We start from the raw sequence: 15132 nt of genomic DNA on the forward strand, positions 1-15132 counted from the left end.
CCGTTCCGGCAACAGCGGCGTAGACCATTCCAGTCGCCGGGGCAACGGACACCATTGCAGGAGACCGCAGCGTGAGATGCGAGCAGGACAAATCAGTACTGGCTGCCTACGCCATGGCAGCCCTCAAGCCCGAGGAGGCCGACGGCGTCGGCAGACACCTGCGTGAATGCCCGGACTGCTGGGCCGAAACGGACGATCTCCTCGCGACCTTGGTCACTCTGCGCCGCCTTCCGGAGGAGGATCTGCTCGGAGACTGGGCCGACCGGATCCCCGAACTACGGGAGGCGGCGATCCGCGCCGCGCTGGAGTGAGGGCCCTGGTGAACCGCCCGCGCCTTTCGCCCGGCTGTGCCCCGGCTGTCTCCGCGGGAGACGGCGTGCCAAGCGGACATTAAGCCGGCAGTAAGCGGCGTTCCCGAAGGTGACTTCGTTCGAGTTTCAGCGAGTCATTGCGCCGTGTGCGAGTCATGCGCGCATCGGGGGAACACAGCTATGAGGCACAGCGCAGCAGTCCTGGAAGCCCGTCCGAGCCGCCCTGGCGGCCTGGCGGCCCGTCCGGAACGCCGGGGCGTCGCACACAGGGACCGGGCGGGCGACGAGGCGTTCATCCGCGCCGTCTACGACAAGCACGGTGTGGTCCTGCTGAGAGTGGCCACGGGACTGCTCTGCGGTGACCGCCATCAGGCGCAGGACCTGGTGCAGGAGGCCGTTCTGCGGGCCTGGCGGCACGCCGACATCCTCGATCCGGACGCCGAGGGGATACGGCCCTGGCTCGTCACCGTCGTACGCAACCTCGTCATCGACGGTCTCCGGGCCCGGCAGGCCCGCCCACCGGAGACCGAGGACCACGCGCTGCACGACGTGGCCGCGCCCGAGTGCATGGATCATTCCCTGACCAGGAAGATCGTGCGCGAGGCGCTGGGCGACCTGTCGTTGCAGCACCGGGAGATCCTGGTCCGGGTCCAGTTCCTCGACCAGTCCGTGGCCCAGGTGGCGAACGCTCTCGACATCCCCAAGGGCACGGTCAAGTCCCGCACCCACCTGGCCCTGAAGGCCCTCCGCAGGGCGTTGATCAAGCGCGGGTTCACTCCGTGAGTCCAGTGAGGGCTGTCAGGTCAGTGAGGGCTGTCGGGTACCGCGCCGTCGAGCCCGGCCAGCTGTTCGCCGACGCGTGCGGCAGCCTGCGGATCGAGGTCCTGGAAGACGGCAAGGGCGGCCTGCCACGCCTCCCGGGCGCCGGCCCGGTCGCCCATGGCGAGTCTGGTCTCACCGACGTGGGCCAGCGTCTCGGCCTCGTTGAACAGGTCGCCCAGCTGACGGTCGAGCTCCAGCGCACGGTCGTAACCGTCCAGAGCCTTCCGGTACTCGCCGAGTCGGTGGTGGACATAGCCGACGCTGTCCCAGGTGGCGGCCTCGGCGACCCGGTCCCCGGCATCGTGCAGCAGAACCAGGGCCCGTCGGCAGTACTCCAGAGCCTCCCGATGGCAGCCGGTCTGCGCATAGGTCCAGCCCAGGTTGTTCAGGGCGGCGGCCTGTCCCAGCCGGTCACCCGCCGCCTCGAACTGCTCGACGGCCTGGTGCACATGCGGCAGGGCCACGCCGTACCGGCCCCGGCGCGTCAGCACCAACCCGAGATTGCCGTGGCAGCGGGCCTGGCCGTCCAGATCGCCCAGCTTCTCGAACAGGGCCAGGGCGTGGTCGAGTTGCTCGTGCGCCTCGTCGAGCTGCCCGGCCTGGACGTACGCCCGGCCGAGATTGCGGTGGGAGTGCGCCTGACCGAGGCTGTCGCCCGCGCGCAACGCGGCGTCCAGTGCGGCGCGTTGCGTCGTGATCTGGTCGTCCCAGCGTCCCTCGCGCTGCAGATACTCCATCAGCGACCACGCCAGCTGCCAGGTCTGCGTCTCACAGCCCGGGACGGCGCCGGCCCTCGTCACGAGATGGATCAGCCCCTCGGCCTCCTGGGCGAACCACGCCACCGCCCGCGCAGGTTCGGACACGTCCTCGGCCTCCGCGGCGTCCGCCGCGTCCGGATGGAGCGCCAAGGACGGCAGGTTCACCGCGACCGTCCGCGCGGCGGCGTATGCCGTACGCAGACAGTGACCCAGCAGACGGCGGAAGGCGGCGCCCTTGGTGTCGGCGCGCAGGTGGGCACCCTCGTCGGGCCCCTGGTGGGCGCCCTCCTGCGCCGCCAGCAGTTCGGCCGCGTACTCCCGGAGCAGATCGTGCGACACAAAGCGTCCGGGCTCGAACTCCTCCAGGAGGTGGGCCTTGGTCAGCTCACCGAGCATGCCCCGGACACCGGCCTCGTCCACCGCGACCAGCGCGGCGAGCGCGGCGGCCGAGCAGCCGGTGCTGGGCGCCAGCGAGGACAGGCGGTACAGCCGCGCCGCGTCGTCGGGCAGTGCCTCGTACGACCACGAGAAGACGGAGCGCACATCGAGGCTGCGGTCCGAATCGGCCAGCGCGTCCAACGTGGCCGCCGTCCTGCGGAGTTCGTCGGCGATGGCGGTGAGTGAGCGCGCTCGGCGCGTGGCCGCACGGGCGGCGATCAGCGCCAGCGCGAGCGGCAGGCCGGCGCTGCGTTCGACGATGGCCTCGGTCGCGGCCGGGTCGGCGTCGACGCAGGCGGCACCCAGACGACGTACCAGCAAGGCATGAGCCTCCGTCGCCGTCAGAGTCTCCAGCGGCAGGTAGTGTGCGCCGTCCCGTACGACGAGGCCGGACATCTGGTCGCGGCTGGTGATGAGCACCAGGGCGCCCGGAGCGGACGGCAGCAGGGGGCGCACCTGCCGGGCGTCGCGTGCGTTGTCCAGCAGCAGGAGCACGCGCCGGTCCGCGAGCAGACTGCGGTACAGGGCCGTCTGGGCGTCGAGGTCCTCGGGCAGCCGGTCGGCCAGGACTCCGAAGCTCTCCAGCAGACTGCGCATGGCGCGGCGCAGCGGAACCGGGCTCTCCTGGGGGTCGAACCCGTGCAGATCCAGATGGATCTGCCCGTCCGGATAGTCCTGCGCCAGACGGTGGGCGGCATGCACGGCGAAGGTGGTCTTGCCCACGCCCGCCGATCCCCCGACGACACAGAGCACCGTGCCGACGCCACGGTGCCGGCCCGCTTCCGCGACCTCGACGACCTCCTCGATCTCCCGGGCCCGTCCCGAGAAGACCGGCAGGTCGTAGGGGAGTTGGGCGGGAATGGGCAAGGAGGCGGGGGCGGATGCAGGTGATCGTCCCAGGGCGGAGACGACGACACCGCTCTCACTTCGACCCAGGATCTGGCGCCCGTCCTGACTCTCGCCCCGGCCGCTCTCCGGAACGAGCAGGTCCGGGTCGGCGCGCAGGATCCCCTCGTACATCTGCCGCAACGCCTGTCCCGGGTCGATCCCCAGCTCCTCCGCCAGCACAGTGCGTACGTCGGTGTAGACCTCCAGCGCCGCCGCCTGGCGCCCCGAGCGGTAGAGCGCGAGCATCAGGATCTCCCGGAAGCGCTCGTCGAGCGGGTTCCGGTCGATGACGTCGGCCAGTTCGCCGACGATGTCGTGGGCGGCGCCCGTCTCCAGGGCGAGCCGGAGCGACGTCTCGAGCGCGTCGAGGTGCATCCGGTTCAGACGCACGCGCTGGGCCTCGGCCCACTCCCCCGGCAGATCGGCGAGTGCGACACCCTGCCACAGGGCGAGAGCCTGTCCGAGCAGCGCGCGGGCCCGGTCGGGCTCCGCACGCCGGACGTCCTGCGCCTCGGACATCGTCGCCTGGAAGACCTCCAGGTCGACGGCCTCGGGAGGAGCGTGGAGGCGGTACCCGCTGCCCACGGATTCGATCAGGGACTCCGAGCGGCCCGCCTGCTCCATCGCGCGCCGGAGCCGGTGCACGTAGATCTGAAGCTGGTTCGCGGCCGAGGGAGGGGGCCGGTCTCCCCAGACCGCGTCGAGCAGATCGTCGGCAGGTACGGGAAGAGCGCGGCGGAGCAGCAGGACGGACATGACCAGACGCTGTCGCGGGCTCCCCAGCCGGACCTCTGCCGGCCCGTGCCACGCCCTGACCGGTCCCAGCAGGACGAACTTCTCGGGGCCCCTGCTCATGTCTCTCCTCGTGTGTACGACTCCTGGCGAGCGGAGTCCACCCCGCAGCGCTGTCCTCACACTTTCCGGGCGCTGTCTGCGGACACACCTCAGGCGGATCGCGCCGTCGGCGACCTCAGCGAAACACACCTGGAATTCACCCGTGCGACCTTTTCCGCGAGCGTCCGGATTCAATCGACCGCTCACGCGCCGCTTCTATCAGGCTCCGTTGTTCCGAGGTGAGCAGATCCATCAACTTCCCGCTCTTGGTCCAGTCGTTCAGCAGGGCGTGAGCCCCTCCCAGACTCAGGGAATAGGACCACATGCTCCGCCCTCGCCGAGCCCCTCTCCACTCTGCCGCCCATGTGAGGAGATGATGAATCTTCTGCTCGGAAGTGAACCTCGCAGTCAACGCACTGACCTTCCGCCTTACCCGGCAACCTCACTTACCTCTTTTGCAACGGAAGCAAGGACGAGGAGGTTCACTCGGAGAACCAGCGTTCACGGCAGGCGTCGACCCGGCATTTGTCACATGCTCAAGTCCGCCGCCCAACCGGTTGCCGAGTGAGTCGACGGTGACCTCGCCGACGGTCGGGTGGCGGAAGGTCTTCGTGAGCATCGGCGCGGCCTGTACGTCGTGCCGTTCCCAGAGGCGGGCGAAGTCGGTGCTGGCGCCGCGGAGTTCGTCGACGAGGCCGTTCACCGCGGGATCGCTGGGGTAGCGGGCGACGGTGGCGTGAAGCTGCATCACGACGCTCAGGCGGAAAAACCGCCATGACCGCCGAGGCCGCACTGATACGCCGCACCGGCACCGAGGGGGCGGGAGACCCAGACCGACGCCGTACGCCACGAGGACGTCCTCACCGAACTCCTCGCTCCCTACGACCGGTGGTCGTCGCCCTGGCCGCGTGGGGCGACTCTCGCCTCACACCTGACGAACGCGGCATGACCGGGCGGACACCGCACCACTTGCCGCCCAAGAGGGCGTCACGGGGTCACGCGGAGGATCAGGTCGTGATCGGGGCCGGTGCGGCCGTTGGTCAGCACCCACAGCGAGCCGTCCGGGGCCTCCGTCACGAGCCGTAGCCGGCCGTACTGGCCGGACAACAACTGCTCGGGTGACGAGCCGTCGGTGGCGATTCGGTAGAGCCGCTCCCCGCGCAGACAGGCGACCCAGATCAGGCCGTCGTGGTAAGTCATCCCACTGGGTGAGGCGTCGGCGGGTTTCCAGGTCGCTATCGGGTCCGTGAACTCGGGCTCCCCACCGGTGCCTTCCACCTCGGGCCAGCCGTAGTCGGCGCCGGGTTCGACCTGGTTCAGCTCGTCGAGGTTGTGGTGGCCGAAGTCGGAGACGTAGAGCCGGCCCTTTTCGTCCCAGGCGAGCCCCTGCGGGTCGCGGAATCCCCAGCTGTACACCGGTGAGCCCGCTATCGGGTTGCCCGGTGCGGGCTTGCCCGCGGGCGTGAGGCGCAGGATCTTCCCGCCCAGGTCGTTGCGATCCTGGGCCCTGGAACGGTCGTCGGCTTCCCCGGTGGTCACGTAGAGCATGCCGTCCGGGCCGAACCTGATCCGCCCGCCATTGTGGATTTCACCGCTGGGTATACCGGTCAGGATCGGCTCGGGTGGGGCCGACGAGTCCAGCCGCAGCCGGCTCACCCGGCTGTCCTCTTCGGTGGTGTAGTAGACGTAGACCCAGCCGTCCCGTTCATAGGAGGGGGAGACCGCCACCCCCTGCAACCCGGCTTGGACAACCGGCTCGGCGATCTCCTGGATCGTCCGGACCTCGGTGAGCTGCCCGTCCGGGGTGACCTTCCGCAGGCGCCCGGTCTCACGCTCGGTGACCAGCGCCGACCCGTCGGGGAGGAAAGCCAGGTCGAAGGGGTAACGCAACCCGCTCACGAGCGGCTCCACGGCCGCCGGTTTCGCCACCGGAGCGTCGCGGACGGTCGGGCGGGCCCACCAGCCATAGAAGGAACCGTAGGAGTAAATCCCTACGGCCGTCCCCGCCACGAGCAGACCAGCCAAGCCAAGTAAGAGGACCCGTCGCCATCGCACGCGGTGATCTTAGGAATCGCCCTGTCGGGGCATCCACCTCGAAAGGGTGACCGTTACCTGAAGAATTGGCTCTCGGAGCAGGGCAGGGACGGGAGCCGCCGCATACGAAAAGGGCCCCCACAGGCTTCCGCCCGCGAAGACCCTTCGCACCGTCGGGACGACAGGATTTGAACCTGCGACCCCTTGACCCCCAGTCAAGTGCGCTACCAAGCTGCGCCACGTCCCGGTGCCGTCTGACCTGGGGTTTCCCCCGGCCGTACGCGCATGGAAACAATACCGCACTCGGGTCGGTGGTCGCGCACTCGTTTATGCCGGGCCGAAGCCCCCGCGAGGCGGCCCTTGACCTCAAGTTTGATTGAGGTTGCACGATCGTCGGCATGACGATCACCGAAGGACAGTCGATCACCGAGGAACACAGGGGCACGTACGGCTATGCGGACCTGCCCCGGCTCATGAGCCTGATGACGGGCGACGAGAAGCACGGACCTGCGGCGACGTCCACGCTGGATGCGCTGTGGGTGCTGTACGACCGGGTGCTGCGGGTGAGCCCCGAGCGGATGGACGACCCCGGGCGGGACCGGTTCCTGCTGTCCAAGGGGCACGGGCCGATGGCGTACTACGCGGTTCTGGCCGCGAAGGGCTTCGTCCCCGTGGACTGGCTGCCGGGCTTCGGCTCGTACGACTCACCGCTCGGCCATCACCCCGACCGGGTGCTCGTGCCGGGGGCGGAGATCGGCAGCGGTTCGCTGGGGCACGGGCTGCCGATCGCCGTCGGGACGGCGCTGGGGCTGCGCGCCCAGGGGCTCCACGAGCCGCAGATCTGGACGCTCGTCGGAGACGCCGAGCTGGACGAGGGCAGCAACCACGAGGCGATCGCCTTCGCCGGGCCCGCCGGGCTGGAGCGGCTGCACACCGTCGTCATCGACAACGCGTCCGCCGCCCATGCCCGGCCCCGCGGGATCGCCGCCCGTTTCGAGGCCGCGGGCTGGTCGACGGTCACCGTCGACGGTCGCGACCACGAGGAGCTGTACGCCGCCTGCACCGCCCCGCACCCGGGCCGCCCGCATCTGGTCGTGGCCCGCGTCGAGCCGAAGCACGGCTGAGCGCCACCTCCCACACCCACTCCGATCTCGTAGAAAGGGAACTCCATGGACACCATGCGTGACCGTTTCACCCCCGTCGTCTCGCGCGTGCTCGACGAGGATCCGCGGGTCGCGGTCGTCCTCGCCGCGATCGGCGTCGACAGTTTCGAGGAGGTGCGGCGCAGGCATCCCGACCGAGTGATCGACGTCGGTATCCGCGAGCAGCTCCTGGTCGGGGCGGGCGCCGGTCTGGCGCTCGCCGGGATGCGGCCGGTCGTGCACACCTTCGCCAGCTTCCTCGTGGAGCGGCCCTTCGAGCAGGTGAAGCTGGATCTCGGGCACCAGGGCGTCGGTGCGGTGCTGGTCAGCGCCGCCGCGTCCTTCGACTGGCCGGCCGGTGGGTACACCCATATGTCTCCGGGCGATGTGGCGCTGCTCGACACCCTGGACGGCTGGACCGTGCATGTGCCCGGGCATCCGGACGAGGCCGAGACACTGCTGCGGCATGCGATCGCCGCCGGTGACGACAGGGTGTACGTCCGGCTGTCCCTCCAGTCGAACGCGGCCGGACGCCCGGTCGACGGGGCACGCTTCAGCACCGTCCGCGAGGGCCGCTCCGGAGTCGTCGTCGCCGTGGGGCCGATGCTCGACGCCGTGCTCGACGCCACCGAGGGCCTCGACCTGACCGTCCTGTACGCGACGACCGTACGGCCCTTCGACGCGGCCGGGCTGCGCCGGGCCACGGAAACCGCCGGAACGGACGTCGTCCTCGTCGAGCCCTACCTCGCGGGCACCTCGACCGCCGCCGCGAACGACGCGCTCACCGACGTACCCCACCGCGTCCTGGGCCTGGGCGTCGGACGCCGTGAGCTGAGGCGCTACGGACGCGTCGACGAGCATGTCGCCGCTCACGGCCTCGACGCGGGGTCGCTGCGGGAGCGGATCACACGGTTCGTCACGGGCGGGCGGGTGCCTGTGCGGGGGTGAGGAGGAGCGGGCGGCGGCGCGCGATGGCGCCTCAATAAGCAGGCGACGGCGTTCCAAGGCGCCTTCAGTCCGCCGCCGGCAGCCCCAACTCCGGGTAGGCGTCGGTCAGTCGGGGCGGAGCCGCCTGGCGCCAGGAGTCGGCGAGGATGTCCCGGAGCTCGTCCTCGCCCTCCAGGGCCGCGAGCCGGACGCGGACCCAGGCGAACATCGCCTCATGCTCGGCGATCCAGAACTTCTCCGGCTCGGCCAGGACCAGTTCGTCGCGCTCCTCCTTCGGGCAGCGCACGGCGATGGAGGTCTCCTCCTCCGGCAGCGTGGCGAACATCTTCCCCGCGACCCGGAACGTGGGCATGCTCCAGGCGATCTTCTCCGTCGTGTCCGGCAGGGACAGGGAGATCCGTCGTACGTCTTCGGCATCCTGCATGAGACGCACCGTAGCGGCTCCCACTGACAGTCAGCAGGTGAGAGCGGTCGCACCCAGCTGCTTGAAGTAGATGGTCGTGGGCCGCAGCACCCCGGCCGGGCTCGCCGCGTAGTCGGGAATCGCGCCGAGCCGGGTCCAGCCGGCCGAGCGGTAGAGGCGTTCGGCGGGGCTGTCGGTCTCGGTGTCCAGGTGCAGGAGCGTGATGCCCGCCGCGGCGGCCGCCCTCTCCGCGGTGTCCAGGAGCGTACGGCCGAGGCCCTGCCCCCGCGCGTCCCGGTGCACCATCAGCTTGACGACCTCGGCCCGGTGACGGCTGTTGGGCTTGTCCGCGAAGGCCAGGCTGACGGTGCCGACCACCCTGCCGCCCTCGTCCTGTGCCACCCACACCGCAAGCTGTCCGGCGGCCACCGAGGCGGCGCGCTGCGTCCACCACGCCGCGGCGGCCGTACGGTCGAGCGGCGCGAGAAAGCCGACGGAGGCACCGGTGTGCACGGTGTCGGTCAGCAGTTCGGTCAACTCCTCGACCACGGAAAGCAGTTGACCTGATTCCAGGCGCACCACGTTCATGGCAGCACCACCGCCAGCACATACCGGACCTCGTCGGCGCCGGCGCAGCGGAACCGTGTCGGCCCCCACACCCGCAGCCGCAGACAGTCGCCCGTGTCGAGACGGTGATCGATGTCCTGCGCGGTCACCTCGAGGGACCCGTCCAGCACCCAGATGTGCTGCTCCAGGCCCGGCACGGGCGGCCGGTCGTACGCGATGTCGGCGCCCGGGGCGAGCCGGCCCTCGACGAGTTCGCCGCGCAACCCGGCGTGCGGCGGGGACACGGACCGTCGTACGAACCCGGAGGACCGGTCCTCCCACACATGCTGCTCGGCCGCCCGCACCAGCAGCACGGGCTCCTGCTCGACCTCGCTGAGCAGCTGGGACATGGTCCGTCCGTGGACGGCACACAGCCGGTTGAGGAGGGAGGCCGTCGGGCTGATCTCCGCGCGCTCGGCGCGGGACAGCGTCGACCGGCTCACTCCGCTGCGCTCCGCCAACTCCCCCAGGGACCAGCCCCGTTCGGCCCGCAGCTCGGCGAGGCGGGCGCCGAGCCGGGCGTCCACGGGGTCGGGCGCGGCCTCGACGACATCTCGTTTCATATTCGGGATGATATCCCATATGCGAGATGGACCGTCTCACCCTTGAGCGGCTGCCTCCAACGCCTGAAGCACCGGCCGGATCAGTGGATGCCCCTCCGCTCCCCTTCGTACGGCCGCGAAGACCCGGCGGGTGGGTGCGACCCCGTCGACCGGGCGGACCACCACTCCGGTGAGGTCCATGCCGTGCAGGGCGGAACGGGGCACGAGCGCGACGCCCGCATCGGCGGAGGCCAGGGCGACGACCGCGCGGAAGTCGTCCGAGGAGTGCTCGAGGCGGGGCTGGAATCCCGCACTCTCGCAGGCGAGGACGACGACCTCGTGGCACGGGTTGCCGGGGTACGGGCCGATCCACGGGTCCTTGGCCAGCTCCGCCAACGGAACCTCCTCGGCGTCCGCCAGCCGGTGACTGACCGGCACCACCGCGTCGAACAGCTCGGCATACAGCGAGACATGGGTCAGCCGCGGGTCGTCGGCGGGCGGGGCCCCACGGTACTCGACGGCGACCGCGACATCGACCTGCCGGTCCAGCACCATCGGCAGGCTGGCGTCGCCCTCGGCGTCCTGGACGCGGATCCGGATGCCGGGCGCGGTCACGGCGAGGCGGGCCACCGCGGGCGCGACGACCAGGGCGATGCCGGTCGCGAAGGAGGCGACGGTGACCGTGCCGGCCTCGCCCGAGCCGTACGCGGCCAGTTCCGCCTCGGCCCGCTCCAGCTGGGCGAGGACCTCATTGGTGTGGCTGAGCAGGATCTCGCCGGCCGGAGTCAGCCGTACGCCCTTCGCGCTGCGCTCGACCAGCCGGTGGCCCGTCTCCTGCTCCAGGGCCGTCAGCTGCTGGGAGACGGCGGAGGGGGTGAGATAGAGCGCGGCGGCAGCCGCCGTCACCGTACGGTGGTCGGCCACCGCACGGAGGATGTGGAGCCGCCGCGCTTCGATCATGTGGTCGATTCTCCCAGATCGGCCAGAGCGGCCCGCGCCGCGACGAAGGCGTCGACCGCACGGTTCACATCCGCCGTCGAGTGCGCGGCGGACAGCTGCACCCGGATCCGGGCCTGCCCCTGCGGTACGACGGGGTAGGAGAAGCCGATCACATACACCCCGCGTTCCAGCAGCAGCTCCGCCATCCGCCCGGCGACCGTGGCGTCCCCGATCATCACTGGCGCAATCGCGTGGTCGCCGGCGAGGACGTCGAAGCCCTCCTCGGTCATCCGGCGGCGGAACAGCGCGGTGTTCTCGGCGAGCCGGACGCGCAGATCGTCCGCGGACTCCAGCAGGTCGAGCACCTTCAGGGACGCGGCGGCTATCACCGGGGCGAGCGTGTTCGAGAAGAGGTACGGCCGGGAGCGCTGGCGCAGCAGGGCGACGATCTCGGCGCGGGCGGCGACATAGCCGCCGGAGGCGCCGCCGAGCGCCTTGCCGAGGGTGCCGGTGATGATGTCCACGCGGTCCATGACGCCGTGCAGTTCGGGGGTGCCGCGGCCGGTCGGGCCGACGAAGCCCACGGCGTGCGAGTCGTCGACCATGACCATCGCGTCGTAGCGGTCGGCGAGGTCGCAGATCTCGCGCAGGGGGGCCACATAGCCGTCCATGGAGAAGACGCCGTCGGTGACGATCAGCCGGCGCCTGGCGGACTGCGCCTCCTTCAACTGCTGTTCCAGGTCGGCCAGATCGCGGTTGGCGTAGCGGAAGCGGCGGGCCTTGGACAGACGGATGCCGTCGATGATCGAGGCGTGGTTCAGCGCATCCGAGATGACCGCGTCCTCGGCGCCCAGCAGCGTCTCGAACACGCCGCCGTTGGCGTCGAAGCAGGAGGAGTACAGGATCGTGTCCTCCTGGCCGAGGAACGCCGACAGCCGCGCCTCCAGTTCCTTGTGCACCTCCTGCGTGCCGCAGATGAAGCGCACGGAGGCCATGCCGTAGCCCCAGCGGTCCAGGGCCGCGTGGGCGGCGGCGACGACCTCGGGGTGGTCGGCGAGGCCGAGGTAGTTGTTGGCGCAGAAGTTGAGGACCTCACCGGGGCGCCCGCCGGCGCTGACGTGCACGGTCGCGGACTGCGGGGTGTCGATCACGCGCTCGGGCTTGTGCAGCCCGGCGGCTCGGATCTCGTCGAGGGTGGCGCGGAGGTCGTCGCGCACGGAGTCGAACATGGCTGAAGCTCCTGAAGAGGTAAGGGAGTTACGCGGTCCAGTCGAGGATGACCTTGCCGCCGCGGCCGCTCGCCGCATCGGCGAACGCCGCCTCGAAGTCTCGGTAGCCGTACCGGCCGGTGATGACGGGCGCGAGGTCGAGGCCGCCTTCCAGCAGGACCGACATCGCGTACCAGGTCTCGAACATCTCGCGGCCGTAGATGCCCTTGACGGTGATCATCGACGTGACGATCCGGGCCCAGTCGACCGGGAACTCCTGGGCCGGCAGGCCGAGCATCGCGATCCGGCCGCCGTGCGTCATGTTCGCGATCATGTCGCGCATCGCCTCGGGACGACCGGACATCTCCAGACCGATGTCGAAGCCCTCGCGCAGACCGAGTCGGCGCTGCCCGTCGGCGATCGTGGCGTCGGAGACATCGAGCGCGAGGCTCACACCGATCTTGCGGGCGAGGTCCAGCCGCTCCTCGCTCACGTCGGTGATCATGACGTTCCGCGCACCGGCGTGCCGGGCCACCGCCGCCGCCATCAGGCCGATGGGGCCGGCGCCAGTGATCAGCACGTCCTCGCCGACCAGCGGGAAGGACAGGGCGGTGTGCACGGCGTTGCCGAACGGGTCGAAGATCGCGGCGACATCGAGGTCGACGGGGACACGGTGCACCCACACATTGGCGGCGGGCAGCGCCACGTACTCGGCGAACGCCCCGTCGCGTCCGACGCCGAGCCCGATCGTGGCCCGGCACAGATGCCGCCGCCCGGCCAGGCAGTTGCGGCACTTCCCGCACACCAGATGGCCCTCGCCGCTGACCCGGTCGCCCACCGCGATGTCGGCGACGTCCCGGCCGGTCTCGACGACCTCACCGACGAACTCGTGCCCGACGACCAGCGGCGTACGGATCGCCTGCTGTGCCCAGCCGTCCCAGGACCGGATGTGCAGATCGGTGCCGCAGATGCCGGTGCGCAGCACCTTGATCAGTACGTCGCCCGGTCCGACGACGGGTTCGGGGACGTCCGCGAGCCACAGCCCGGGCTCCGCCTTCTCCTTGACCAGCGCCTTCAACGCTACGGCTCCTGACGGTCAGCCCCCGGGCGCGGGCATGCCGAAGGAGCCCTTGCCGGGGAGAGGGGTGGTGTCGAGTGGCAATCTGCCGCACGTCCGCACCCCGGGTCCATCGAGGATTTCTTAACCGCGGCCGAAGTTCCGCTTCACACCTGCCCGTAGCGCTCCAGTCGTACGGTGAGTTCCGCGGCCGCCGTCTTGATGGTCTCCAGCCCGGCCTTCCCCCAGGGCCGGGGTGCCACGTCGACGACGCAGACAGTGCCGAGCACCATGTCCGTACTGTCGATGAGCGGTGCGCCCAGATAGGAGCGGATGCCGAACTCGTCGACGACCGGGTTGCCCGCGAACCGCGGATAGTCGCAGACGTCCTCCAGGACGAGCGCCTTGCGTCGGACCACCACATGTGGGCAGAACCCATGGTCGCGCGGGAGGGTCCGGCCGACCTCCGGACTGGTGCCGTCGCTCCTCACGTACGGGCCGATGGCCGGAAGGTGCAGACCCGCGAAGAACTGCCGGTTCACGTCGATGAAGTTGACCATGGCGTACGGCGCCCCGGTCACCTCGGCGAGACCGTCCGCGAAGGCGTCGAGGGCGGGCTCGGTCCGCTCCCCCAGACCCAGCCGACGCAGCCGGTCCGCCCGGGCCGGGGCCTCCTTGTCCTCGGGCGTGAGCAGCAGACGACCGGCCGGGCGTGGCGGGTCGTAGCTCATGGGCGCGCTCCGTCGCTGTGGGGATATGTCATAGGCGGGCTCCGTGGGGTGTGCGGGGATCACATGTGGGCGCCATGGCTCGGCGCGGGGGCCGGGGCATGGGCGATGAGATGCCGAACGAGGGTCAGCAGGGTCTGGACGCCGGAGCTGGAGATCCGGGCGTCGCAGCGCACGACGGGGATCTCGGGGTCGAGATCGATGGCGGCGCGCACCTCCTCGGGGTCGTAGCGGTAGGAGCCGTCGAACTCGTTGATCGCGACGATGAAGCCCATGCCGCGCTGTTCGAAGAAGTCGACGGCGGCGAAGCACTCCTCCAGACGGCGGGTGTCGGCGAGGATCACCGCCCCGAGCGCACCCTCGGAGAGCTCGTCCCACATGAACCAGAACCGCTCCTGTCCCGGTGTGCCGAACAGGTACAGCACATGTTCCGGGTCGAGCGTGATGCGGCCGAAGTCCATGGCCACCGTCGTCTCGACCTTGTTCTCGATTCCGTCGAGGTTGTCGGTCGCGGCGCTGACCGTGGTGAGCAACTCCTCCGTGCTCAGCGGCGCAATCTCACTGACGGCGCCGACGAAGGTCGTCTTGCCGACCCCGAACCCGCCCGCCACCAGGATCTTGAGCGCGGTGGGGAAGAGGTCGGTGCCGTCGTCGTAGTCAGAGCTGTCGTCGTAGTCCATCGAGCACTGCCTCCAGAAGGGCCCGGTCGGTGGGGTTGTGGTGGAACTCGGGGGGCTTGGTGGTCAGCGCCCCGCAGTCGACGAGGTCGGAAAGCAGCACCTTGGTGACCACCGCCGGCAGCTTCAGGTGGCCGGCGACCTCGGCGACCGAGACGGGCGCGCGGCACAGGTCGAGTGCCTGCGCATGCTCCGGACCGAGGTAGCCGAAGGGGGTGGCCCCGGTGGCCATCACCTGCGACAGAAGGTCGAGCGCGACGGTGGGCCGGGTGCGGCCGTTGCTGACCGTGAAGGGGCGCACCAGCCGTCCGGCCGCGTCGTCGAGCCAGGGCCCGTCGCCGGCCGCCGCCACGGTCAAGGCCTCAACGCCGTGGATTCGACGGCGTGCTGACGGGGCGCGGTCATCAGGTAGGGGCGGACGCTCTTGACCAGCATCGCCATCTCGTAGCCGAGCACCGCCGCGTCGGCCTCGCGGCCGGCGAGCACGGCGAGGCAGGTGCCGGATCCGGCAGTCGTCACGAACAGCAGCGTCGAGTCGAGTTCGACGACGACCTGGCGGACGTCTCCGCCGTCGCCGAAGCGGACGCCGGCGCTGCGGCCGAGGGAGTAGAGACCGGAGGCCAGGGCCGCCATGTGGTCGGCGCTGTCGGGGTCGAGGCCGTGGACCGACTTCACGAGCCCGTCGCAGGACAGGAGTACCGCGCTGGTGGTGTGCGGTACGCGCTGCACGAGGCCGCTCATCAGCCAGTCGAGATCGGATACATGGCCGGTCGGCGCTTCGCTCGCCATGGTGGATC

At 70.5% G+C, this 15132-nt stretch carries 16 protein-coding genes, 1 tRNA gene and 2 pseudogenes; 5 read left to right on the forward strand and 14 right to left on the reverse strand.

Annotated elements, in window-relative coordinates:
- Positions 1–71 precede the first annotated feature (71 nt).
- Both ACIHFB_RS15395 and ACIHFB_RS15400 read left to right on the forward strand, forming a co-directional pair.
- Positions 72–311 (forward strand): hypothetical protein, encoded by a 240-nt coding sequence (locus tag ACIHFB_RS15395; protein WP_365286124.1) that lies wholly within the window; start codon positions 72–74, stop codon positions 309–311.
- 180 nt (positions 312–491) lie between these two features.
- Positions 492–1094 (forward strand): sigma-70 family RNA polymerase sigma factor, encoded by a 603-nt coding sequence (locus ACIHFB_RS15400; RefSeq protein WP_365286126.1) that lies wholly within the window; start codon positions 492–494, stop codon positions 1092–1094.
- 20 nt (positions 1095–1114) lie between these two features.
- On the opposite strand, the gene ACIHFB_RS15405 is transcribed toward ACIHFB_RS15400, so the two are convergent.
- Complete coding sequence (locus ACIHFB_RS15405) at positions 1115–4072, reverse strand: BTAD domain-containing putative transcriptional regulator (RefSeq protein ID WP_400127027.1); 2958 nt, start codon at positions 4070–4072, stop codon at positions 1115–1117.
- A gap of 547 nt (positions 4073–4619) precedes the next feature.
- Positions 4620–4817, reverse strand: a pseudogene (locus ACIHFB_RS15410) (transcriptional regulator); the annotation flags it as partial.
- 66 nt (positions 4818–4883) lie between these two features.
- Between ACIHFB_RS15410 and ACIHFB_RS15415 the strand changes: the two are divergent.
- A pseudogene (locus tag ACIHFB_RS15415) lies at positions 4884–4999 on the forward strand (transcriptional regulator); the annotation flags it as partial.
- A 39-nt stretch (positions 5000–5038) separates the two neighbouring features.
- Here the strand turns inward: ACIHFB_RS15415 and ACIHFB_RS15420 are convergent.
- On the reverse strand, positions 5039–5950 hold the full coding sequence (locus ACIHFB_RS15420) for a PQQ-dependent sugar dehydrogenase (protein WP_400127028.1): 912 nt from the start codon (positions 5948–5950) through the stop codon (positions 5039–5041).
- A 308-nt stretch (positions 5951–6258) separates the two neighbouring features.
- Positions 6259–6332, reverse strand: a tRNA-Pro gene (locus tag ACIHFB_RS15425).
- 151 nt (positions 6333–6483) lie between these two features.
- Here ACIHFB_RS15425 and ACIHFB_RS15430 point away from each other — a divergent pair.
- Positions 6484–7209: a transketolase gene (locus ACIHFB_RS15430; protein WP_400127029.1), complete on the forward strand. Its 726-nt coding sequence runs from the start codon at positions 6484–6486 to the stop codon at positions 7207–7209.
- A 45-nt stretch (positions 7210–7254) separates the two neighbouring features.
- Positions 7255–8175, forward strand: coding sequence for a transketolase family protein (locus tag ACIHFB_RS15435; protein ID WP_400127030.1), 921 nt, complete (start codon positions 7255–7257; stop codon positions 8173–8175).
- 64 nt (positions 8176–8239) lie between these two features.
- Here the strand turns inward: ACIHFB_RS15435 and ACIHFB_RS15440 are convergent, their stop codons facing one another.
- From ACIHFB_RS15440 to ACIHFB_RS15485, 10 genes are all read right to left on the reverse strand, one after another.
- Positions 8240–8599, reverse strand: a complete 360-nt coding sequence (locus ACIHFB_RS15440) for an MmcQ/YjbR family DNA-binding protein (RefSeq protein WP_400127031.1) — start codon at positions 8597–8599, stop codon at positions 8240–8242.
- A 30-nt stretch (positions 8600–8629) separates the two neighbouring features.
- Positions 8630–9166: a GNAT family N-acetyltransferase gene (locus ACIHFB_RS15445; protein WP_400127032.1), complete on the reverse strand. Its 537-nt coding sequence runs from the start codon at positions 9164–9166 to the stop codon at positions 8630–8632.
- Entirely contained in the window at positions 9163–9747 is a 585-nt protein-coding gene (locus tag ACIHFB_RS15450; RefSeq protein ID WP_365286140.1) for an XRE family transcriptional regulator, read from the reverse strand. The genes ACIHFB_RS15445 and ACIHFB_RS15450 overlap by 4 nt, the downstream gene beginning before the upstream one ends.
- Before the next feature lie 36 nt (positions 9748–9783).
- Entirely contained in the window at positions 9784–10686 is a 903-nt protein-coding gene (locus ACIHFB_RS15455) for a LysR family transcriptional regulator (protein WP_400127033.1), read from the reverse strand.
- Positions 10683–11894 carry a glycine C-acetyltransferase gene (locus ACIHFB_RS15460; protein WP_400127034.1) on the reverse strand — a complete coding sequence of 404 codons (1212 nt, stop codon included), beginning with the start codon at positions 11892–11894 and terminating at the stop codon, positions 10683–10685. Before ACIHFB_RS15460 ends, ACIHFB_RS15455 begins: the two co-directional genes overlap by 4 nt.
- 28 nt (positions 11895–11922) lie before the next feature.
- Entirely contained in the window at positions 11923–12951 is a 1029-nt protein-coding gene (gene tdh / locus ACIHFB_RS15465) for an L-threonine 3-dehydrogenase (RefSeq protein WP_400127035.1), read from the reverse strand.
- Between the two features lie 146 nt (positions 12952–13097).
- Positions 13098–13661 (reverse strand): GAF domain-containing protein, encoded by a 564-nt coding sequence (locus tag ACIHFB_RS15470; protein ID WP_365286148.1) that lies wholly within the window; start codon positions 13659–13661, stop codon positions 13098–13100.
- A 59-nt stretch (positions 13662–13720) separates the two neighbouring features.
- Positions 13721–14338, reverse strand: coding sequence for an ATP/GTP-binding protein (locus ACIHFB_RS15475; protein ID WP_365286150.1), 618 nt, complete (start codon positions 14336–14338; stop codon positions 13721–13723).
- On the reverse strand, positions 14316–14687 hold the full coding sequence (locus tag ACIHFB_RS15480; RefSeq protein ID WP_365286239.1) for a DUF742 domain-containing protein: 372 nt from the start codon (positions 14685–14687) through the stop codon (positions 14316–14318). Before ACIHFB_RS15480 ends, ACIHFB_RS15475 begins: the two co-directional genes overlap by 23 nt.
- Positions 14688–14689: 2 nt before the next feature.
- On the reverse strand, positions 14690–15124 hold the full coding sequence (locus ACIHFB_RS15485; protein WP_210588461.1) for a roadblock/LC7 domain-containing protein: 435 nt from the start codon (positions 15122–15124) through the stop codon (positions 14690–14692).
- Between the last annotated feature and the right edge of the window lie 8 nt (positions 15125–15132).

Origin of the sequence: Streptomyces sp. NPDC051963, from assembly GCF_044593495.1 — a bacterium.
Lineage (GTDB): Bacteria > Actinomycetota > Actinomycetes > Streptomycetales > Streptomycetaceae > Streptomyces.

Bases quoted from the DNA above. Each gene is read 5' to 3' on its own strand.
- ACIHFB_RS15400 (WP_365286126.1), top strand. From the start codon at position 492: ATGAGGCACAGCGCAGCAGTCCTGGAAGCCCGTCCGAGCCGCCCTGGC.
- ACIHFB_RS15405 (WP_400127027.1), bottom strand. From the start codon at position 4,072: ATGAGCAGGGGCCCCGAGAAGTTCGTCCTGCTGGGACCGGTCAGGGCG.
- ACIHFB_RS15430 (WP_400127029.1), top strand. From the start codon at position 6,484: ATGACGATCACCGAAGGACAGTCGATCACCGAGGAACACAGGGGCACG.
- ACIHFB_RS15435 (WP_400127030.1), top strand. From the start codon at position 7,255: ATGGACACCATGCGTGACCGTTTCACCCCCGTCGTCTCGCGCGTGCTC.
- ACIHFB_RS15440 (WP_400127031.1), bottom strand. From the start codon at position 8,599: ATGCAGGATGCCGAAGACGTACGACGGATCTCCCTGTCCCTGCCGGAC.
- ACIHFB_RS15445 (WP_400127032.1), bottom strand. From the start codon at position 9,166: ATGAACGTGGTGCGCCTGGAATCAGGTCAACTGCTTTCCGTGGTCGAG.
- ACIHFB_RS15450 (WP_365286140.1), bottom strand. From the start codon at position 9,747: ATGAAACGAGATGTCGTCGAGGCCGCGCCCGACCCCGTGGACGCCCGG.
- ACIHFB_RS15455 (WP_400127033.1), bottom strand. From the start codon at position 10,686: ATGATCGAAGCGCGGCGGCTCCACATCCTCCGTGCGGTGGCCGACCAC.
- ACIHFB_RS15460 (WP_400127034.1), bottom strand. From the start codon at position 11,894: ATGTTCGACTCCGTGCGCGACGACCTCCGCGCCACCCTCGACGAGATC.
- ACIHFB_RS15470 (WP_365286148.1), bottom strand. From the start codon at position 13,661: ATGAGCTACGACCCGCCACGCCCGGCCGGTCGTCTGCTGCTCACGCCC.
- ACIHFB_RS15475 (WP_365286150.1), bottom strand. From the start codon at position 14,338: ATGGACTACGACGACAGCTCTGACTACGACGACGGCACCGACCTCTTC.
- ACIHFB_RS15485 (WP_210588461.1), bottom strand. From the start codon at position 15,124: ATGGCGAGCGAAGCGCCGACCGGCCATGTATCCGATCTCGACTGGCTG.